Below are 21,571 nucleotides of genomic sequence, written 5' to 3'. Positions count from 1 at the left end.
TGCTATCATTGTATCAGATACCTGATTCCATTACTCGTACCTTGGTAACAAATCCGCACAAATGTAAGATAAAAGGTTACTGCACGCACCATAAAGTAACGACAAAGGGAGAGCGAATATGTCTGCAGATAATTCTGTTCATGATCATCTGACCAACGAAGAATATAATATGGCAAGTGAAGTGTGGTATCATGCGGAGCTGGTTCTGAAGCAATGTGTGGAGGCCGGTGACGACACAGGAGCCCTGGATGCCCTGGATACGCTGAAGGAAGCCGTATACCGGAGATTTCAGCCCATCCTCACCCACAGGGAGCTTGCCAGTACACTGCTGGGAATTCTGGGCGGGATCCTGCATTTTGCCTGCAGGGATGCCGGGCTTCCCCCTGCTTATCTGACCTTGATGATCTTATGGCAGAAGGAAACCTTCACGGCTGTCCGTACGCAAGAGGAATGGCTCAGGAGCCTGAAAGACTGCATCCGCTATGCCTGCGAACTGGTCCGCAGCTTTTCCCTGCCCTCCTGCGGCCCTCTCATCCGCCGGTGTATCGCCTTGATACAGCAGGGGCTGACGGAGGAGCTGCATGCGGAAGCCCTGGCCGGGGATCTGGGTGTCACGCGTCCCTATTTATCCTCTCAGTTTAAAAAGGAAACCGGAAAAACATTGACGGAATATATCAATGCAGAACGAATTAAGCTCGCCAGGCATTATCTACGCCAGGGGCGTCTTTCCGTCACCCAGGTTGCCCTGCTGTGCGGTTATTCGGATCCCAATTATTTCGGACGCATTTTCCGACGGCTGGAAGGACTGCCGCCGCGGGCCTTTGCGGAGCAATACCGCTTGCCGGTGTAATGTACTTTTTTACCCCTGTAGGGACACCCGGCACTCCTGACTTTCCCTGCCCCGTAACCTGCTTTCAGTCATCCCAGCATTCTTCCATCAAAGCAAATAGCTCTTCATCCGTCAGATGATTCTCCATGTTCATGATCAGCATCACCCTCCGGTCTTCTTCCGCATAAAGCAAGTCTCTCTGCCATTGATAAAAATGAGGACCGTCCCCTGCATTGCGCAGGTCACTCATCAGGCCCTTCAGCACCCACGCGGTCTGCTTCATATCCGTCAGGCATTCATTGGCATAGAAACCACGCCATTTCCCATGTTCCCTTTCCCGCATGGCGGCGTCCGCAAGCCTGTAACATTTTTCGGCCTTTCCCGCCAGGTAAAAGGCCTTCTTCCAGTCCTCTTCCATCGCGCACAGAAGGCCTTCCGCCGCCAGGTACGCACCGGTAAAACAGAAGTGGTGCAGCTTTGCCTGCAGCAGCACGGTATCCTCAAAAAGGATTTTGCTCCTGCCGGACATTCGTGCCCCCACGAGCCCGCATTCCTGCAGATAGCTTTCATAGCTCCCCTTTGCCCACAGGCACAGGTCCCGGTACCACTCCGTCTGTCCCCGGAGCGTTTCCGCGTCTGTCGCCCAAAGCAGTTCTTCTTCCCTGTGCGCAGGATCCCTCCTGTATTGGGAAACCAGCATACGGATCACATGATTGGCAAACTGCTCCCCTGCACGGTCATCCTCATGCGGGCCGTATTTCAGGGAATGCCTTGCGTAATGCTCCAGGCATCCCGCCACCTCCGCCGCATTCTCTTTTCCGAAATAGGTTCCGGCAAAGCGTTCCCTGTGCTCCGCAGGATTCACGGCGCTGTCCCGCCATATCTGTGCAATCAGGTCAAGCATGGAAACATGGGGCTTCACATTGGAGCAGTTGATTATAAAATAATCCTTCACCCCATGCATAAGAACCTCTGTCAGCTCGCTGCATACAAATTCTTCCGGACACGGCAGCATCGTCATATGGTTGGCCGCCTGCAGATCATAAAAGGACACATGATAATAGATCCCGTGCCTGCCATGCTCCTCCTCTCCCGGGAGTGCACACACTCTCGGGTTGTGATTTCCCTGCCTTCTGGATACCATTTTCCCGTAGCCGTTATCCGCCCAGATTTTAATCACATCCTCCGGAAGCTTCAGGCAGCCCGCCCGGTACAGCTCCATCGTTTCCCCGTACAGGTTGGTGCAGCACACCGCCTCTGGATCCGCTTTCTTTACCAGCCTGTACTGCTCTTCTATCAGTTCTCCCATCAGGGCCCCGCGTTTCTCGTCAGTGTCATATTCCGGGTCATTCTCCCAGAACGGGCTGTCCCCCTGTCCGCGGAAGCCCAGATTCCATATGGTCTTTTCCCCTTTCTGCGTTTCTATCCCCCTCCGCCACAGCTCCCTGAACTTTTCCGGATGCTCGGCAAAGGAAGGGTTCAGCTCCGGATAGACGCGGGCGAACATGGGCGCGCCTAGAGGCTCCGCGTGATGGTGTGTCACCCAGAGCCCCATATCCGCCGCCAGCCTCCTGTAATTGTGGCTGTTGGCGTCCGTTCCCGGAATCACCATGTTTCCGCCCAGACGCAGCAGAGCCTCCATGGCCATCTCAAATCCTTCATTTTCCGTGATCCCGCTTTCCCTGTCAAACCGGCTTTTCTTCCAGGTATGCAGAAGCACCTCATCATTGATAAACCAGCCCCGGTATTTCACTGCATAAGAGGGGGACAGGTACATCCCTTCCGGGATTTCGGCCTGCTTCCTTTTAACGAATTTCTGATCAAGCCAGTACCAGAATGGCTTCACCCCGAGAAATTTCTCACTCAGAAAAAGCAGGGCATAGAGAATACCCAGTTCATCCCCGCCTTCCAGCAGCATTTCCTTTTTTCCAGCCGTAATCCGGTATTTCTCCTCCCCCAGGGATGGGGTTATCCGAAGAAGAAGCGTTTCCTCCTGTTTTGCTCCTTCCGGCGATTCCTGCAGAGTCATTGCCAGATCTCTTTGAAACCTTTTCCATGCGCGTATAAGCACGGAACTTTTTTCCGTACCCCACGTTATCTTCATAGCGGATGTTATTTTCATCGCTTTACTGCTTCCTTTCCTCTCTTATTTTCCTTTGTAATCCCATGCGGATGCAGCGGTCTGCTCATTCCTGAAATCCCGTCACCAGAACTGTCCGGCCGCTCTGCATCCCCTCCGCATCCGCCGTAATACACGCCCGTCCGGTTTCTCCTGTCAGCCGTACCATCACACTGGCACACCCGTGATACATATGGATGCATTCTTCCCCATAGGGTTCGTTCCCCATCAGGTTTCCGTTATCCACCGCCATGATTTCCGCAGGGCCTTCCGCGCGGAAACGGACGGACGCACTTTCCCGGAAATACGGATTCCCGTCCTCATCCTGTGCGCGTACCGTCAGCAGAATCTCATAGCCGTTCTCCGGCGGCAGGAAAAGCTGCTCCTGATCAAAGGCCAGCTTCACCGCGGGTCCCGGAGTCGTTATCTGATAACGGCATTCCTCTTTTCCTCCGTTAAGGCCGATCACCGTGACCGTTCCCGGCTGCCAGGGCAGGAAGCCGGAAATCAGCCGGTTGGCGCATGCGGACGGCTTCGGTACATAGATCCGCTTTTCATTCAGATAAAGCCGTACCTCCTCACAGTTGGAAGCTATCACGTACGGTATCACCGTCTTACGGAACTGGGGAAAATGCCAGTGGTCAGCCAAAAGCGGCATATCCCAGTGCTCCTTTACGTTCTCATCCGACATGGAATAATCCATAACGGAAAAATGAACCATGGGTTTCTTACTCCAATAGCTCTGCAGAATATAGTAACCCGGCTTTTTCTCCCCGTTCGTCCGAATCGGCGCGCCGCTCCATCCCTTGGAGGGATAGCCCATGGATTCCCCCAGGTAGTCAATCCCTGTCCAGATCATCCCTCCGATCACATAAGGAAGCTTCTCCGGTACAAGGGAAGGATTTTCATCCGTAAAATTCTGCATCTGATCCGGATGCCCCTGGAAATACTGGTAAACCTCCGTCCCCAGGATCAGCTTATCCGGTATCCTTTCGTGTATCATGGGATACCACTGTTCCTGGTAGTTGCAGGAAATCACATCCACATATCCGGCGATTCCGGCAATCCGTTCCATCTTCTCGGCATTATCATATATTTCCGTATCACTGACTTCATCCACGAACTGCTGGATATCTTTGATCTTGGAAACATCCGCACCGCTCTCCCTCTTAAAATGGGGATTCATGGCATAGGTGACAGGACGGGAAGCATCCAGCCCTTTCACATAGGCCGTCAGCATTTCCAGGGTATCCAGCATCCCTTTCTGCCCCTGGTTTTCCACTTCATTCCCCACTCCCCAGATAAAAATGCAGGGCCGGTTTCTGTCCCGCTTCACCATGGCTTCCACATCCTTCTGCCATTCCGTCTCGAAATACCGGCCATACAGACCCCCATGCCATTTATCAAAACATTCCTCATACACGTAAAAGCCAAGCTCATCGCACAGATCCAAAAATTCCGGACAAAAGGTGTGGTGCGCCGCCCTTATGGCATTACATCCCATTTCCTTTAAGGAAAGCAGACGCTGCCGGAAGATTTCCTTACGCACCGCAGTCCCGAGACAGCCAGCATCCTGATGCAGACACACGCCCTTAAGAAGGACATGCTCCCCGTTTACGAACATGCCCTTTCCCGGCGCCATGGAAATCTCCCGGATGCCGACACAAAACGACAGCCGATCCGCTTCCCTTTCCCCGTCCATCAGGGAAAGGGTCAGCTCATACAGGTTCGGTTCCTCCGCCGACCAAAGCTTCGCCTCCGGCACCATGATTTCCATTCTTCCATCGTCTGTCTGTGCCAGCCATTCCTGCTCCCCGTCACGCAGTCCTGCACGCACCGTCCTGCCGGGAAGCCCTGTATAGACAGTAACCTTTCCGTTTTTTCCTTCCACGCCGGTATGTATGATAACCTCTTTTTCATCCAGATGAACCTCTTCCGTCTCGATCCACCTGACCGTTCTGTAAATACCGGCTCCGCTGTACCAACGGTCGGAAGGCGTTCCCGTATTATCCACCCGGATCTCAATCCGGTTCTCCCCTTCCCGGATAAGCTCCGTGACATCCAGACGGAAGGAGCTGTAGCCGTATTTATGGCCTCCCGCTTCTTTTCCGTTCACCCATACCGTGCTGTTTTCATAGATTCCGCCGAAATCCAGAAAGCAGCGGATGCCTTCCCTCTTCTCCTCCAGCGTCAGCGTCTTTCGGTACCAGCCGATGCCGTACCGGTTCCGGTAGCCCTGGGACGCGCCTTCCTCCATTGTTTTATCGAAGGGCCTGTTAATCGCCCAGTCATGGGGCAGCCTCACCGGCTGAAAATTTTTGCTGTTTCCATCGTTCCATGCGAATTCCCAGCCGTCCATGATCTCCCTGTCAATTCTCGGTGCCGTTAAATCTTTCACCTTCGCTTTGCCTCCCTTTTATCACATATGCTCTTCCCGGTACTGTCCCGGTGTCTTTCCCGTGTATTTCTTAAACCGCCTGGTGAACACATGATCGTCCTCATACCCTACCGACAGGCTGATTTCCCGTATCAGCATATTCGTGGTAACCAAAAGCTCCCTTGCCTGTTCCATCCTGAGATTTGCCAGATAATCCGACGGACGGATTCCCATCTTATTCTTAAATTCCACTGCCAGTGTGACCGAACTGATATGAAGATAATCCGCCAGCGCGCTCATGGTCAGCTCCGTCCTGGAGAAGTTCTCCTCCATATAATGAACCGCCTCTTCCACCAGCCTGGAACGATCCACATTTTCTTCCGGTCTGCTTTTCATAATCATGCTGCAGGCTTCGCATAAAAAATCATTAAAGTCCTGAATTGTCAGACACTGGGACAGCGTAAATACATTATAAATACTCTCCAGTCCCGCGCTTTCCGCCTTCCACTCTGAAATCAGCACATGGATAATATCATTGTACAAAAGACGGAACATCGGCAGCGAGGGGCTCTTTTTGGTCATCCGCATACAGATATCCTCCACCGCCCGTTCCACGCCCGCCTTGTCACGGCTCCGCAGCGCCTGCCGCAGCTTCTGCAGATAGGAATCCGGCAGCACATTCACCGTATCCCCAAAGGCCACATCCTCAAAGCGGATGATTTTATTGTTATCCTGAAGGAAACGGTTGTCAAAAGCCGTGTCCGCCTCCAAATATGCTGCGGAGCCTTCGGTAAGATCCTTATGATAATTGCTCACCGACATCACGAACTCTTCATAACAGTCCTTCCCGATGGAAAAAAGCATGCCCAGGGTCTCTTCTATCCGTTCCCTGGATTCGGAGAACAGGACAAACAGGCTCTGGCTGCTGCTGACCAGATGTATGCCATAGCCGTCCAGGTGGGCCGCCTGTGCGATTACCTCCAGCATCTTGGTATGTGCCTTATTCTCATTGCTGTCGCTGCGCTCTCCCAGCAGAACCGTCAGATATTCGGAATTTTTAATCTCCATGGAAACCTTCTCCGATTCCTGCAGCACTTCCTCCTGGTTCTTAAAATCATTCCGGATAAAATTCCGGATAAACCTGGTCTTCTTCAGCTGGAGATTTTCCTTTTCCTTTTGTTCATTGGCCTCCACCAGCATCTGAATCCCGTTTTCAATGCTGTTCAGGTTATAATTGGTTTCCTCCTGGGAATCCAGCAGCTGATTCATTTTCCGTACCTTTAGCGCCATCTTCCTGGATAGCACCACAAGCAGAAGCGCCGTGGGAATTGCGCAGATAATCAGCATCCCTATGATTCCCCACTGTCCGGTGACAATCTTATCATAAAAAATATCCATATCCTGCAGGGAGCAATAGAGCATCCCGCTGTCTCCCTGCTGTACTGTCAGCAGATATTTTTCTCCATCCAGCTTAACCTGCCTTTGCTCCCCGGATTCTTTTATCAGCTCCAACAGTGCCGCATGGTCTGTTTCCCTGCTTTCTCTGGATACAATCACTTCATTATCATAAAGAATAAAATCCGACCGCAGATCCTCAGCCTCATTTATCATAAGAGAATCGTAATAGGTATCCGGCACAAAAAATACAAGTGTTTCCTGAAATTTAGGAGGAATGGCCTGCATATAAAGCACAATTCTGGAATTCCCAATATATTTCTGCACCCAGAAGCCGGAAACCGACTGCTCAGGAAAGACACGCAGTTCTTTGGATTCGGAAGACAGCTCCTCCTTTACCGTCTGTGCATCCATCCGCTCCATTACACAGCCCTGCTCTGCAAAATAATCGGAGTCCACAGAGGTCGTGCTGCTGTAGAGATAATCATCCTCGTGATATTGATAAAGAAGAAGCCGAAAGAACTGACTCACCGTAGTATATTGGAACAGATGCTTTTCCAGCTGCAGAGCGGCCAGAGGTTTTTCTGAAAGCTTGAATTTCGTCACCTCCGCAGCCAATCCCATCTGGTAGACAATATCATTGATTATCTGTATATCGTTTTCATGCCTGTTCATTTCCCAACGGAGATGCTCCTCATTGGAAACAAGAAAATCCGTATAGATCGTCCTGTAATAAAAACGGTACAGATAACTGCCAAGCACAGTAATGATCAGTATTACTATGATACTGAAGGCAGCGATATAGTAAAAAACGTTTTGTGATTTCAGTTCTCTCCAGATTTTTTTCACAGACAGGCCCCCCGCTCTTTATGTCATCCTTATCGTCTTTCCCCTTTATTTATAACATACAAACTGCTCTGCCGCCATCCGACAGCAGAGCAACACATATTTATTTCGATTTATTCCAAATCCATGGTATCAATTGCATCCTGATACATCTGTACATAATCTGCAACTCCCATTCCGTCAAACATCGATACAAAAGAGTTCCAGCTGTCGTCCGTCACACCTGTGGTAACGAAAGCAGCAATGTTTTCCACAACTGCATTATTGATATCCGTTTCTTTCAGCGTGCTGTCCTGAAGCTGCTGGGAAGTGAGCGGCGCCATATCCAGATAGTCGTTGGAATATTTCTGGATGATGCCGGCTGCATCATATTTCTCACAGTATTCGGTCTTTTCCGTACGCTGTTCGGGCATGTTAAAGTTTTCGGCAAGATAATTGCCGGGTGCGAAGAACAGAGTATTACAGTCAATATAATTCTTCACGTCCGCGCTGCCGTCATTGGTGACGGTGATTTTGCCGTTTTCATCGTATATCCAGCCAAGGCCTTCCCCGGCATCCTTTTCTCCGTAGTAGAGGGAGAACATGGTTTCCGTATCCAGCAGGGCATCCAGCCAGCGCATGGTTGCGGGCACATTCTGATTTGTGCTGGTAACAAACGCACCGGGCTTGCAAAGCTCAAGGTAACGGTAAAGGCTTGCACTGCTGTCCGGCGTCCAGAGTACGGAATTGGATGCCACTCCGTCGTCATAGGCCATCGCCAGCAGTCTCCATGCCGTGAAGAAGCCCACATTTCCCTCTTTCAGCTTCGTCTCTACCGTATTAAAATCCTGGGATACAATTTCCGGATCCACGAGCCCTTCTTCATAAAGCATATGCAGCCATTCCATACAGTCACGGAAGCCATCCTGTGTGGCTAAGAACTGTACCTTTTTATCATCATCAATGTAAATCCATTTATCAGGGTCGCAGGGAAGCCCGAACAGAGGGAGCATATAACGGATACCGTTAAATCCTATATCCAGTCCCATCTCAAGAGGGATTTCATCCGCCTGCCCGTTGCCGTTGGGATCGCCTGTCTTAAATGCGCGCAGCACCTCGGTCAGCTCCTCCACATTGGACGGAGTCTCCAGATTCAGGGCATCCAGCCATTCCTGGTTAATGAAGAAATGCTGATTTGTATTGATTTTCTGGCCTACCAGGTAGCCTACCGTATACACTTTTCCGTCGGAAGCCACAAGACTGGTTGTCGGATCATCCGCTTCCGCATCCCTTCTCTCCGTATAATTGGGCATATACTGATTGATCAGTTCATCCAGAGGCAAAACAATTCCCTGGGTTACGCCATATTCTTCATCATCCACCGCTCCGTTTCCGTTCGTGGCGAGGAGAACATCGGGATATTCCCCGGATGCGAAGGCCAGGTTCAGCTTTGTGCTCCAGTCAGAGCCTTTAATCACTTCCCATTCCGCATGAATGCCTGTCAGTTCCTCCAGATGTTTAACCCCGGGCATCTCGTCAAAATTCGTCAGGGAATCCGAATCACGGATGGCTATCATAACCTTCAAAGTAATCGGTTCATTTACAATGGGATAACCTGTCTCGTTAAAATTACCGTCTGCTGCCGCTGATACAGAACTCTCCGCAGCGCCCGATGCCGTTTCTCCCGCTGCCGCTCCCGTGGCCTGTGTTGTCCCGGAAGAGCTGCCGCAGCCGGCCAGAACCGATATGGTCATGGCTGCTGCCGTCAAAAGTGCAATTGCTTTCTTCTTCATAAAGAAAAACCTCCTTATTTTTATTGCAACACTGTTCGTGTTGGTTTCCTTTTTACCAATCTGTAACCATCATCCCTTTAAGGATCCAATCATAACACCTTTTTCAAAATACTTCTGCATCAATGCATATAAGATAACCACCGGCCCTGTCGCCACCACAATTATGCAGTATTTGGAAACGTTGGCAATACGCATGGCCTCCTGCATGGATGCCGAGCTGTCCGCCATGGACATCATATAGTCTCCGGACTTATCCACCTGCAGGGTTGCCAGAATTTCCCGAAGCACCGTCTGCAGGGGAAGCAGGTTCCTGTCACGCAGATAAACCAGGCCATTGAAATAATCGTTCCATTTTGATACCCCATAATATACAGCCAGGACAGCGATAATGGTTTTGCTCAGCGGCAGCACCACTCTGGAAAAATACTGGAAATGCGTGGCCCCGTCCAGCATGGCCGCCTCGTACAGTTCATTCGGAATGTTGGTCTGTATGTAAGTACGGGCAACCATCAGATTCCATACGCTGACGCAGCCCATGAGAATTATTATGGCCCTCGTATTATATAAGCCGATATTTTTCATCACCAGGAAGGTCGGAATCAGCCCTCCGTTGAAAAACATGGTGAATACGAAGAAAAAGTTAAGGAATCCCTTCCCTGCGAACTTAGGCCTCGACAGCGCATAGGCTGCCGCCAAAGTCACCAGAATACTGATCACCACGCTGGCAAAGGTATAAAAAAGGGAATTTCCATAGGAAGACCACAATTCCTTATACTTAAATACCGATTCATAACCTATCAGGGAAAAATCAACCGGATGAAAGATAACCTCTCCCCTTACGATCGCATCCGGATCCGATACGGATGCGATGCAGACCAGATAAAGCGGATACAGAATAATCAGCATGACCACAATCCAGAAAAGGGTATTAAATATGTGGAAAACCCGATTGCTGAAGCCTATCTGTTTTCTTGCTTTTTTTTTCATAATGATAACCTCACAATCCTTTCATCAGAATAATCCCACATCCGTCATACGTTTGGACAACTGGTTCACAGACACAATCAGAATAAAATTGATGATATTGATAAACAGCCCGATTGCAGCCGTGTAGGAAAACTGTCCGCTTCCAAGGCCTACATTGTACACATAAACACCGATGATATCCGAAGTGGGGATATTCCCCGGCGTCTGCATGACCAGAGCCTTATTCGTATCGGAGGCAAGCATTTTGCCGCAGTCCAGTATGAACACCATCATTGCTGTGGGGATCAGGCTGGGGATATCTATGTACCGGATTTTCTGCCAGATACTCGCACCGTCAATTTCTGCCGCTTCATATAAGGATAAATCAATTCCGGTCAATGTGGCAATATAAAGGATCGTTCCGTAGCCTGCAGCCTGCCAGATCCCGGATATAATATAAATCGACCGGAATGCGGATGCGTCCGACATAAAGTCAATCGCCTTTAATCCGAGCGCCGTCCTTGCAAAATTAAGGATTCCGCTTGTGGGAGAAAGAAAAATATAAAGCATACCGGCAAGCACTACCGTGGAAATGAAATAGGGAACATAAATGCTTGTCTGGATAAATCTCTTTTTCTTCGTCCCGCGGATCTGATTCAGCAAAATAGCCAGAATCAGAGGCACAGGGAAGCTCCACAACAGATAATACACATTCAGCAGCAAGGTATTGGACAACAATCTCTTAAAATAGTAGGCGTTGAAAAAATTCTTAAAATGCTTTAACCCCACCCAGGCACTGCCTGCAATACCATCCACCGCCTTATAATCCTTAAAGGCGATTTGGATACCGTACAACGGCAGATAATTGAAAACCACGAAATATATGACCGCCGGAAGAACTAAAAGATATAACTGCCAGTTATTCTTTAATACTGCTTTCAGGCCCAGCCTCTTTTTCATGGCTTTCGGTTTTCCCAATGCTTTCACTAAAACCGCTCCCTTCTTTTTTGTAACATTCATGCACCTTTCATGTCAAAACTATACAAATTATTCGTCACTTTTTCAACGTTATAAATTTTATCCCCTTTATCAGCCCGCAAAATGACCGTTTTTTTCCTTATTTACTCGCAATCAAAGGCGCTTCTTACAATCGTTCAGCCGTAAAAAACAGGGAATCTTTCCGATTCCCAAATTTTATACCGTCTGAAATTTATAACCTCCCTGCATACTATCTGTCTAATTGACCCTGGCCGCAGATAAAATATGCATAATAACAGACAAAATGCCGGTATGCATCAGCCCCTGCCAATGCATACCGGCATGTACTGCTGAAATTATCCCATTCAGCCGGCCGGAGCGAGTTCAATTATTTTATCACAATATTTCTTCAAATCATAATCATGGGACACAATGATACAGAGTTTTTCCTTCGCTTCCTCCACCAGCGTATTGATTATGGCATCCCGGCTCACCGGGTCAAGCGATGCCGTAGGTTCATCAAACACAAGAACCGGCCTGCCCGAAAGAAGCGCTCTTGCCACAATAATCCTCTGCGCCTGGCCGAAGGAAAGGTTCTTACCATTCTCTTCAATCACCGTAGCATAACCCTCCGGAAGCTCCAGGATCGTATCGTGTATATTCGCTTTCACCGCCGCTTTCCTCACATCCTCAAAAGTCACACGCCTGTTTCCGTAGCGTATATTCTCTTCCACCGTCCCGGTATGCAGGATATGATCCTGGGGCACATAGGAAATACAGCTGCGCATCCCTGTTCCCGTAATTTTCTTCTCATCCAGCCATATGGCCACTTCTCCCTCCTGCGGCTCATAAAGTCCCAGGGCAAGCTTCAGGAAGGTGGATTTGCCGCAGCCGCTGGAACCGAAAATCCCCACAATCCGGTTTCCTCCCATTTCTCTGGTAAAATGCTCCATCACCTTTCCTTCCTCCCCATATCCGAAGGAAACATCCTGAAAGCAAAGCGTGGGAACCGCGTCTCCATATTCCGCTTCCATCTCCTCTGTCTGCGGCTCTTCCGGAATCTCCATCACCTCGATCACCCGCTTCGTACAGGCCAGATTGTTCTGCAGCTCCCCGATCAGCGGAATCATCTGAATAAAAGGCCAGGAAATATAATTGCTCACCTGCACCAGCCCCAGCACCGCGCCGATGGACATTTCCCCCCGGATAACATACCAGGCGCCCAGGCCGATCGCCGCAAAATTGATCATGATGCCCAGGAAACCGCTGCCCGCATTCATAACAGCCTGAATCTTCACCGATTTCAGCTGTTTTTTCTTTTTGTCACCGAACAGCTGGCTGAAGTCCTGCGCCGATTTTTCATAGCAGGAAAAACATTTGATGGTGACCAGGGTAGCCAGCTGCTCCTGAAGATAGCCTCTCACCTTTCCTTCCCCATCCTTTGCCTTCAGCGTCCACTTCTGCAGGGCAGGCATGAGGAAATTGCTGAAAATAACAGGCAGCGGCGAAAGCAGCACCAAAGCCAGGGCGATTTTCCAATTAATAAGAAAGGCATAGACAAACGCGAATAAAAAGGAAAAAATTCCTGCCGCCATATTCACAATAGATTCCGGAATTACCCTGGCGCTTTGCGCCGAATCCTCCGTCAGCCTTGTGAGCATATCGCCGCTGTGGTAGGACTGGCTTTTTTCCACCGGGATTTTTTCCATATGGATAAGGAGCTTTTCCCGCAGCCTCCCATCCAGACTCAGGATGGAATTATTCTGCAGATACAGCTTAATCCCATCCAGCAGCATACTGACAAGGCCTGTAAGCACCACCGCCGTCATCAGGAAGGAAAGAGGCGCCGCCCCTTTTCCCTGTGCCTTATCCACAATCAGCTGCACGGCAACCGCCAGGCATACCTGAAACACGGCAATAACGGATACCAGCACTAACAGTCCCAGTATCATTCCTCTTTTCTTTTTCGTGAGTGACCAAATCCATCTTATCTGTTTCATAATCCAATCCTTACCTCTCTCGTCCCTAATTCCGGACAATCCTTCTGGTTTTCAAGCTGAATTCAGGATAACATGGTTTTCTGCCCCCTTCACGCAAGGAGTGGTTGAGGAAACCGAGAGTGGAAATTCTTTGTAGTAAATATGGGAATATGTTAAAATTGTACCGGAACGCAACCGCTGCGGGCAATGCCCACGCCAGCAACATGATTGGAGAACCTTATGCTGTATTTTCTGCTTTTTGCCCGGACTGATACTATCAAAAAAGAATGGGAGGATTTTCTTTCCTCCTTCATACCGGAACCCTTCCATATAGAAACCGCCCTTTTTCCGGACGGCCCCGTGAGCCTGCTTCCGGAAAACCTTCCTTCCTGCTTCCTCATTGACAGAAGCGGTATGCCTGAGCTTCCTGAAAATCCCTGGCTCCAGCTTCTGTCCATCCAATACCCGCTAATTCCCATCTTATATTATGAGGAAGCCTCCGCTTTCCGGGAACAGCTGGAAAGCCTGCTCCTGAAAGAAACCGGCGGCAGCCTTCCAACCGGAATTCCCTGTCTCTCCTACGCGAAAAGCCGGTCTTTCCTGGATAACCTGACTTCACTCGGCTCCGCCAGCCCCCAGGAGGATCCTGAGCTTCCGGATTATTCCCATGTAAGCTTCGCCGCCTGCGCCGCCCGTTTATCCGATTCTACCCACGATGCCCCGGCGTATGAAGCCTGCGCCATGCTCACCCGGAAATATCCGAATTCCTTCTGCTATCTCAACCGGAAGCAAAAAATCCTGCTCTTTGTCCTGTATGAGCATACCGGGAATTTTACCCAGCTGGAATTAAACCGCCAGACTCTGATGGAGCAGGCCGCCGCAACCGATAGTTTCCTCCCTCCTTTTAAGTTTGGAGTGATACACCACGGGCTTTCCGGGCTGGTCTCCTCCTTTCTTGAGGCAGAGCAGGTATATTATGTTAACAGGCTCCGTACCCCCTGTCTTTTTTTTGAACAAATATCCGGGCCTCCGGGACAGCTGCTGAAAGCGGAACGCCTGATGGAGATCGAACGCTCCATACGCACCGATATCCAATTCAGAGAAGGCCAGAATGCCCTTGCCTATACCAGGCAGTGGTTTGCGGAATACCGCCGTCTGGGATACGAACCGGAAGCGGTGAAATACGATATGATCATCCTGTATGCCAGTATCAAGTATGTGCTCTTTGATATGTACGGGTTAAAGCTGAAACGGATAAAGTCCGGTCTTGAGGTGCATGAAATCATCCACATCGCCACTATGGATGAACTGGAGGAATGGTTTGTCACATGGCTGCTTTATACCCTGGACAACTTCGATCTGACCCGTTCCAATACCGGCTTCCGTATCCAGGAGGTCCTGCAGTTTATATCCAACCATGTCATGGACGACTTGTCCCTGAATACCATCGCCAGCTATTTCTATGTCAATCCTTCCTACTTCAGCACCCTGTTTAAAAAAGAGACAGGCCAGACCTATATCTCCTATATCACCAGGCTGAAAATGGATAAGGCGCGGGAACTGCTTGCCGCCAACTGCAAGGTTTATGAAACAGCCCACCTGCTGGGCTATGAGGATATCCGGCATTTCCGTAATACCTTCAAAAAATACCATGGGGTTTCCCCCTCCGAAGTCAAACCTCCGCCGGACGGACACGGCCATTAATTTTACTCCGCGAATCCTTAAGCCTGCTTCTGCAGAAATAGGAAAAGATAAAATACACCACAAAAAATCCGGGAATCTGCATCCCGGATTTTTTATGTCTATAGCTGCTGCCCCTATATTCTGGGCAGGTTATTGGTTCCTCTCGGCCCCTTCTTTTCCCATTTCACTTCCCGTACCGTCCCTGTTTCGCTCACCAGGACCACCGGCACATACATAACGCGCCTGTTCTTATTTTCTTCATAAGTAAATTCCGCCGCAAACCGGTATACCGGTTTCAGCGGGCCTTCCGCGCAGATTTCATACTCCAGCTCCTTGATTCCCGCTCCCATGTGTGCCATGGTAAGGAACACGGAAGCTTCATTCTGCGGAAGCACCGTACATCCCTCCCGGTTGTACAGATATACATTGATACGGTCGGAAGTAACCGATTTGGAGGTATTTGACAAAATAAATTTGATTTTCTTCGGCTCATCCCTGGTTATCACCGGATCCCCGCAGTAATCCACCCGTACATTGAGATAGGGGAATTCATACTTTATCGTTTTCATTTCCTCATAAATATTTCTGAAATAAGGCTTTGCAAAATAGCTTTCTTCCCGTTCCTCTTCCGTCAGAGCCAGTTCCTCCCAGGCCGTTTTCCGAATGGCAAGCACCCTGTCCGTGAGTTCCTCCACGGTTGCCGGAATCCTGCCCGCCATACGGAAAGGATCAATGCTGCAGGTCACTATTTTTCTGCCGATTGGCTCAATCCATTTTTCTTCAAAAAATTCAATCCCGTACATGATTCCGAAAAGAGAAGCGATGGTTCCTGCCGTACAATCCGTATCTTCCCCGTAATGCACTGCCGTCAGGACCGATTTTTCAAAATTACCCTCTCCGAAAAGCAGTCCGTAGATAATAATCATGATATTGGAAGGTACGTCCCACCCCATCTTTCCATTATTATATCCTTTTTCCTCGTCCTCTTCCGATATATAATGCCACTCCAGATGGCCTATGAAATTCTGCATGATATATTCCCTTGTTTCCTCTTCATTCATGCCCGCTTCATAGGTTTCGATGGCTTTTCTTATCCCCCGGTTCACCGCACAGTCCTCCGGTATATAAGACAGGCCGATTTCAATCAGTTTCCGGATATCCCTGCAGTAAAAAGCCGCACTTTCCATGGCTGCGATAAATATCTCCGCATAGACACCTTCTCCATCCCCATGATCCACGATCGCATCCTCAAAAGCATACTGCGCCGCAAGCTCCGGATGTCCCGGGAACAGACATGCCCAGATCTCCGAACGGATATAGGAACCGCAGCTGTCCTTGAAATCATTATTGAAGCTGCCCGTCACAGGAGGCTGGAAACCGCTTCTTAAATTCGTTTTTGCCACTCCATACTCCGCATGGGTAAAAATCATGAACTCATTAAAATACTCTCCCAAATCCTTGGCATCAATATGGATCCCCCTGTCCTCCATGGCGAGCAGCCACAGAATCTGAATATCCAGATCATCATTAGGAAGGGGCTCCCCGTTCAAATCATGGGTATAATAAGTAATCTCATTTTTGCAGCGTTCCCATTCCATAGGCATTCCCAGCGTTCCGCCTATATTTTTTCCCATCCAGCACCCGTATACTTTACTCCGAAATTCTTCTTTATTCATATTCTGATCACTCCCTTTATTTCATTTCCGGGCGCACCTATTCCTTAACCGCGCCCGCATTAAGACCGTTTACAATAAACTTCTGCATCAGCAGGTAAATAATAATTCCCGGCACCAATATAATAAACAGGGCCGCATACAGCTTACCCACGTTCCCGCCGTACATGGACTGGAACTTGGTGGGAATAACCGTAATGGTCATGATTTCTTCCTTACGCAGCATGACAAATGCCATCATATACTCATTCCAGCTGGACAGGAACGTCCAGATCACCGCCATGACAATAGAAGGCTTACACATAGGCACCGCAATTTTAAACAAAGTCTTCACGATACCGCAGCCATCAATCAAAGCCGCTTCCAGCACCGTATTGGGCAGTGCATCGAACCCGTTCTTAATAGTAAGCAGGTTAAAAGGAGCAATCAGCACCACATAAGGCCCCAGCACAGCCAGATAAGTATTTAAAATCCCCAGCTTTGAATTGATCTGGAAAACAGGCACCAGTATAGCCGCCGCAGGCAGAAGCAGCGCGGACAGCAGAAAAATATATATCCCGTTCTTAAATGGAAAATTCAGCTTGGAAAGCGCAAATCCCGCCAGCACATCCAGCACTACCACAAGTACCACCACGCTCACACTTATTATCAGACTGTTGATAAAATAGGTTTCAATATGATATTTGGTCAGGATATCCACATAATTTTTTATTCCGCCGCCCTGGAAAGAACCATGTATCAGGATACCGATAGGCAGAAGAATCACCGCAACACAGGCAATACAAATCAGGTACCGCAGAAGGTTACCCATTCCTTTTATTCTTTTCATGTCCCTACCCTCTTTCCTCAGTAAATGGTTTTGGAATTATAAAGCCTGAGCTGGAATACCGTAATCACTCCCGCTATCAGGAACATCACCACCGCGATCGCCGATGCATACCCCTGCTCATAATTAGTAAAAGCCGCCTCATACAGATAAGCGGCAAACGTCTGCGTGGAATTCGCCGGTCCGCCGCCGGTAAGAGAAGCCACCAGATCATACTGCTTCAGCGCGCCGATCACACCGATAATCGTCAGATTATAGGTAGTCCCCCTCACCAACGGAAACGTAATCTTCCTCAGAATCTGAAAATGCGTGGCCCCATCGATTTTCGCCGCCTCATAAAGATCCTCCGAAATCCCAGCCATAGCCCCATAATATAAAGTCATGGAATAACCCGTCCACTGCCAGATATTAACTATAATAATCGCCCATATGGCAAGCTTCGGATTCGAAAGCGGAGCACTCACCCCGAAAAAAGAAAGAATCCCCTTCAAATACCCGATATTCGGATCCAAAAGCCTGTAAAAGACCTGTCCGATTATTATAGAAGAAAGGATTGCCGGCATAAAAAGGATCGCTTTCGATACATCCCTGCCCACAAATTTCTTCTGGAACATATCCGCCAGCAGAAATCCCAGAACTGCCTGCACCGTCACCGTAAACAAGGCAAAAAGCAGAAAATTCCGCAGAACAATCCGAAACACCTTGTCCTTAAAAATATTAATAAAATTCGTCGCCCCGATAAACGTCATATCCGGGTCGATCCCATTCCAATCATAAAAACTGATTCTCACATTATAAAAAACCGGATAAACCATATACACCAACACAAATAAAATCAATGGCAGCACACACATAAATCCGATTTTTCTGCTGTTCCTAAAATTAATCACTCTTCCGGCCTCCTGCTTTTTCCCAGATCCTGTTTGAAAATTCCTTTCCATCACATGCCCGCCGCACTTTGCGGCATTTGCATACGTGAAAACAAATTTTCAAAAACACTCTAACCCTATAAACCCTGCACCTGCCGGGCACACCTGAAAAGGACCGCCGCACATACGATTTTTCTCGCCGTACGGCAGTCCCATTCCACAATACATATATCAAAAATTATCTTCTACCTGGAAATTCCCGCAGCCGCCTCTGCCATTGCCGCAGCCGCATCCTCCGGAGACGCCGCTCCTGTCGCCAAAAGCTGCAGCTGATCAAACAGTTCATCATTCAGCTTCGTATAGAAAGAACTGCGGAATCCCACCGTATTATCAGAAGCCGCTGCTGCTGAAATCGTATCATAAGCCGCCTTATAATCATCCGTCAGAGCAACCGCCGGACTGGGAGCATCCTTCAATACACTGAAAAAGCCCAGACCATCCACCACCGACTGCTGCATATCATAACACAGCCACTTTACAAACTCCCAGGCCGCCTGCTGATTAGGACTGGCCGCATTAATTCCCCACGCCACATCGGGAGCCGTAAGCACCGCACCCTCTTTTCCTTCAATAGAAGGCATCGTCGCTACCCTGATATCATTAGAAGAAAAATTCTCATAAAAAGAATTCTCCGCCTTTAATGAGCCCAAATCCCACGACCCATTAAAAATCATAGGAATAGAAGAATTCCCATCATCATCCTTCCACTGAGAATACCCCTCATTATAAATCGTCGTAGACAGCGCACCATCCTGCACAATACCATCCGTAAACAACCTCTGATAATAATCAAAAGCCTTTACCACATCACTCTCCGTCCACTCCGCATCCAAAGCAAAAACATCATTACACAAACCCTTATTAATCGTAGCCAGAATCGTAATAAACATATCATAATTCTGCCAATTATCCTTACCGCCGAACATCAAAGGAATCTGCCCCGCACTCCGCAGAGTCTGAGCCGCCTCCGCAAGCTCCTCCCATGTTGCAGGAAAACTTGCAACACCACTCTCCGTCATAAGCTTATTATTATACCAGACAGTCCCCGACGCACTCATAGCGCTGGGAAATGCATAAATCCCGTCACCCGAAAGCTTAATCGTAGTAAAAGACGCATCCGTAAACAGATCCTCCCAGCTATCCCCCCACTCAGCCTTCGCATAATCAGCCATAGGCGCCAACTGCGACTTATACTGCTCCAAATCCGCTCCCGGAGCAATCCCGATAACATCCGGCGCACTCCCCGCAGCAAAATCAACCTTCAAAGCATTATAATGATCCTCCTGCCTCATTATCGTAACAGTAGCATGAATCCCCGGATGCGTAGCATTAAACTCATCCGCCACAGCCTGTGTCAGCTCCGAATCCTCCGTAAACCCCTTATAATTCCCCAAGGCATACTGCCAGGACTGCACCGTGATCTCCACCACCTCACCGTCCCCGGCCGCCTCCGTTCCTTCTGCCGCCGCACTCTGCCCAACAGCCTCTTCACTGCCAGCCGTCTCTACAGCCCCCGCGTCCTTACTCCCGCAAGCCCCCAAAGACAACACCATCACACCCGCCAACAAAACCGCAATCATTTTTCTCATAACCAAACCATCCCTTCACTAACTCTTTTTCTCTGAATGCATTCAACTTACCCTTGCATTATAGTTTAACGACCATTTTTATCAAAGAGCATTATTTTTAGTAAAAACAGGTGGTTTTTTTTAGTTTATGAATTTTCCCCCATTTATTTATATTATACCCCCTCCTTATCTCTACTTTTTGGACATAAAAAAAAGACCCGAAAGCCTTCCTGGTTCTATCCGTGATTAGGGTATGCCGCCTGCGCCCTCTCTTAGTATCCGGGGGCTCCCTATGTCCCTGTTCCGGCTGCGTTCTCTCTGTATCCGCAGCTGCATCTCAAAAAAAGGGAGCGGTTTCTTACTGTTTTGATCCTATACTCTGCTGCCGCCCCTAGCGGCGCTGTCTGACGACCGAAGGGAGGAGTTTAAGCCGCGTTGGCAGCGGAGTATAGGGACAAAATAGTTAGAAACAGCCCCTTTTTTTGTCTGCAGCGGTGGATACAGAGAGAACGCCGCCGGACAGGAAGACCGGGAGGCCCGCAGGATACACAGAGAGAGGGCACAGGCGGCATACCCTAATTACGGATAGAACCTCCACACCCTCCCTCCTTTTTATCCCAACACCTTATTCCGTCCGTTCCTTCCCCCAGAAGAACAACGCCACCGTCCCCGGTCCCGTATGACTTCCGATGGTAGTCCCCACATAATTGATTACTACCTTCCCCTTCAATTTAGGGAAACGCTCCTCAATCAAATCGGCAACCGCCCTGGCATCCTCATAGCAGGCCGACTGGGAAATATAACACTTGTCGGAATATTCAAGCCCGCCGTCCGCATACTCTTCCATCTTTTCCACAATAGCCTGTATTACTTTCCGTTTGGTACGGATTTTAAACCGGGGAATAAGCCTTCCCTGATCATCCATATTCAAAAGCGGACAGATTGCCAGTACCGTTCCTATAAAACCAGATGCCTTGGAAATACGTCCTCCTTTAATATAAAAGGTAAGATCCGTTGAAAAGAACCAATGGTTCATCCTGAGCTTATTCTTTTCCGCCCAGTCATGAAGCTCCTCTATTCCCATTCCACCATCCCGTAAGTCAGCCAGCTTATCCATAATAAGGCCATATCCTGAAGAAGCCCCCAGGGAATCGACCACATAAATTTTTCTGTCCGGATAAAGCTCTTCCAGCTCCTGCTTTGCCGCCAGCGCGGAATTAAGAACGCCCGATATCCCTGACGACAGGCATAAATGCAGAATATCCTTGCCTTCCTTCAAAAAAGGTTCAAAATATTCCCGGAATTCCTCTAAATTCACCTGGGAAGTCTTCGTATCCGCTCCAAGCGTCATTTTTTTATAAAATTCCTCAAATCCCATGGATTTGCCCAAATCATCCGCATACTGCACTCCATCCAACTCATAATGAAAGCATATGTAGGATATATCCCTCTCACGAAAATGCTCCTCCGTAAGATCTGCCGTAGAACAGCAGCTAATAATATAATCTCCCATCCTCTCCGCCTTTCTATCCTTCTGTCAGGATTCTTTCTGTACTCAGCCGTATAGGCGGCCTTGTAGGGTTATTATACCCTATTCCACAAACCTCCACAACTCCAATTAATCGGAAATC

At 48.9% G+C, this 21,571-nt stretch carries 14 protein-coding genes; 2 read left to right on the top strand and 12 right to left on the bottom strand.

Going from position 1 to position 21,571, the window contains the following annotated elements; translation table 11 throughout:
- Window positions 1-118 precede the first annotated feature (118 nt).
- Window positions 119-850 carry a helix-turn-helix transcriptional regulator gene (locus BLA28_RS22735; RefSeq protein ID WP_069157464.1) on the top strand — a complete coding sequence of 244 codons (732 nt, stop codon included), beginning with the start codon at window positions 119-121 and terminating at the stop codon, window positions 848-850.
- Between the two features lie 64 nt (window positions 851-914).
- Here BLA28_RS22735 and BLA28_RS22730 read toward each other — a convergent pair whose 3' ends face one another.
- The 7 genes from BLA28_RS22730 to BLA28_RS22700 all read right to left on the bottom strand — a co-directional run bounded on the left by BLA28_RS22730 (window position 915) and on the right by BLA28_RS22700 (window position 13,282).
- Window positions 915-2,951, bottom strand: coding sequence for a glycosyl hydrolase 115 family protein (locus BLA28_RS22730; protein ID WP_069157465.1), 2,037 nt, complete (start codon window positions 2,949-2,951; stop codon window positions 915-917).
- A 64-nt stretch (window positions 2,952-3,015) separates the two neighbouring features.
- Window positions 3,016-5,346, bottom strand: coding sequence for a glycoside hydrolase family 2 TIM barrel-domain containing protein (locus BLA28_RS22725; RefSeq protein WP_207648285.1), 2,331 nt, complete (start codon window positions 5,344-5,346; stop codon window positions 3,016-3,018).
- 21 nt (window positions 5,347-5,367) lie between these two features.
- Window positions 5,368-7,569 (bottom strand): helix-turn-helix domain-containing protein, encoded by a 2,202-nt coding sequence (locus BLA28_RS22720; RefSeq protein ID WP_069157466.1) that lies wholly within the window; start codon window positions 7,567-7,569, stop codon window positions 5,368-5,370.
- 110 nt (window positions 7,570-7,679) lie between these two features.
- Window positions 7,680-9,338: an extracellular solute-binding protein gene (locus BLA28_RS22715; protein WP_069157467.1), complete on the bottom strand. Its 1,659-nt coding sequence runs from the start codon at window positions 9,336-9,338 to the stop codon at window positions 7,680-7,682.
- 69 nt (window positions 9,339-9,407) lie between these two features.
- Window positions 9,408-10,325, bottom strand: coding sequence for a carbohydrate ABC transporter permease (locus BLA28_RS22710; protein ID WP_069157468.1), 918 nt, complete (start codon window positions 10,323-10,325; stop codon window positions 9,408-9,410).
- Window positions 10,326-10,349: 24 nt separating this feature from the next.
- A complete protein-coding gene (locus BLA28_RS22705; RefSeq protein ID WP_044963136.1) occupies window positions 10,350-11,324 on the bottom strand; it encodes an ABC transporter permease in 975 nt (324 codons plus the stop codon).
- A gap of 323 nt (window positions 11,325-11,647) precedes the next feature.
- Window positions 11,648-13,282, bottom strand: coding sequence for an ABC transporter ATP-binding protein (locus BLA28_RS22700; RefSeq protein WP_069157469.1), 1,635 nt, complete (start codon window positions 13,280-13,282; stop codon window positions 11,648-11,650).
- 219 nt (window positions 13,283-13,501) lie between these two features.
- Here BLA28_RS22700 and BLA28_RS22695 point away from each other — a divergent pair, with 219 nt between their 5' ends.
- Window positions 13,502-14,965, top strand: coding sequence for a helix-turn-helix transcriptional regulator (locus BLA28_RS22695; protein ID WP_069157470.1), 1,464 nt, complete (start codon window positions 13,502-13,504; stop codon window positions 14,963-14,965).
- A gap of 113 nt (window positions 14,966-15,078) precedes the next feature.
- Here BLA28_RS22695 and BLA28_RS22690 read toward each other — a convergent pair whose 3' ends face one another.
- From BLA28_RS22690 to BLA28_RS22670, 5 genes are all read right to left on the bottom strand, one after another.
- On the bottom strand, window positions 15,079-16,620 hold the full coding sequence (locus tag BLA28_RS22690) for an ADP-ribosylglycohydrolase family protein (protein WP_069157471.1): 1,542 nt from the start codon (window positions 16,618-16,620) through the stop codon (window positions 15,079-15,081).
- Window positions 16,621-16,657: 37 nt separating this feature from the next.
- Complete coding sequence (locus BLA28_RS22685) at window positions 16,658-17,446, bottom strand: carbohydrate ABC transporter permease (RefSeq protein ID WP_069151220.1); 789 nt, start codon at window positions 17,444-17,446, stop codon at window positions 16,658-16,660.
- Window positions 17,447-17,463: 17 nt separating this feature from the next.
- Window positions 17,464-18,333, bottom strand: coding sequence for a carbohydrate ABC transporter permease (locus BLA28_RS22680; protein WP_169897291.1), 870 nt, complete (start codon window positions 18,331-18,333; stop codon window positions 17,464-17,466).
- A gap of 224 nt (window positions 18,334-18,557) precedes the next feature.
- On the bottom strand, window positions 18,558-19,961 hold the full coding sequence (locus BLA28_RS22675; RefSeq protein ID WP_069157472.1) for an ABC transporter substrate-binding protein: 1,404 nt from the start codon (window positions 19,959-19,961) through the stop codon (window positions 18,558-18,560).
- A 604-nt stretch (window positions 19,962-20,565) separates the two neighbouring features.
- Complete coding sequence (locus BLA28_RS22670; RefSeq protein ID WP_044963126.1) at window positions 20,566-21,453, bottom strand: DegV family protein; 888 nt, start codon at window positions 21,451-21,453, stop codon at window positions 20,566-20,568.
- Window positions 21,454-21,571: the final 118 nt, after the last annotated feature.

The organism is Eisenbergiella tayi, from assembly GCF_001881565.1.
GTDB classification, from domain to species: Bacteria; Bacillota; Clostridia; order Lachnospirales; family Lachnospiraceae; genus Eisenbergiella; species Eisenbergiella tayi.
This window is presented reverse-complemented; position numbering and strand designations above follow the sequence as displayed.

Excerpts from the sequence above, each read along its gene's own strand:
- BLA28_RS22735 (WP_069157464.1), top strand. The coding sequence starts at position 119 with ATGTCTGCAGATAATTCTGTTCATGATCATCTGACCAACGAAGAATAT.
- BLA28_RS22730 (WP_069157465.1), bottom strand. The coding sequence starts at position 2,951 with ATGAAAATAACATCCGCTATGAAGATAACGTGGGGTACGGAAAAAAGT.
- BLA28_RS22715 (WP_069157467.1), bottom strand. The coding sequence starts at position 9,338 with ATGAAGAAGAAAGCAATTGCACTTTTGACGGCAGCAGCCATGACCATA.
- BLA28_RS22710 (WP_069157468.1), bottom strand. The coding sequence starts at position 10,325 with ATGAAAAAAAAAGCAAGAAAACAGATAGGCTTCAGCAATCGGGTTTTC.
- BLA28_RS22705 (WP_044963136.1), bottom strand. The coding sequence starts at position 11,324 with ATGAATGTTACAAAAAAGAAGGGAGCGGTTTTAGTGAAAGCATTGGGA.
- BLA28_RS22700 (WP_069157469.1), bottom strand. The coding sequence starts at position 13,282 with ATGAAACAGATAAGATGGATTTGGTCACTCACGAAAAAGAAAAGAGGA.
- BLA28_RS22695 (WP_069157470.1), top strand. The coding sequence starts at position 13,502 with ATGCTGTATTTTCTGCTTTTTGCCCGGACTGATACTATCAAAAAAGAA.
- BLA28_RS22690 (WP_069157471.1), bottom strand. The coding sequence starts at position 16,620 with ATGAATAAAGAAGAATTTCGGAGTAAAGTATACGGGTGCTGGATGGGA.
- BLA28_RS22685 (WP_069151220.1), bottom strand. The coding sequence starts at position 17,446 with ATGAAAAGAATAAAAGGAATGGGTAACCTTCTGCGGTACCTGATTTGT.
- BLA28_RS22675 (WP_069157472.1), bottom strand. The coding sequence starts at position 19,961 with ATGAGAAAAATGATTGCGGTTTTGTTGGCGGGTGTGATGGTGTTGTCT.
- BLA28_RS22670 (WP_044963126.1), bottom strand. The coding sequence starts at position 21,453 with ATGGGAGATTATATTATTAGCTGCTGTTCTACGGCAGATCTTACGGAG.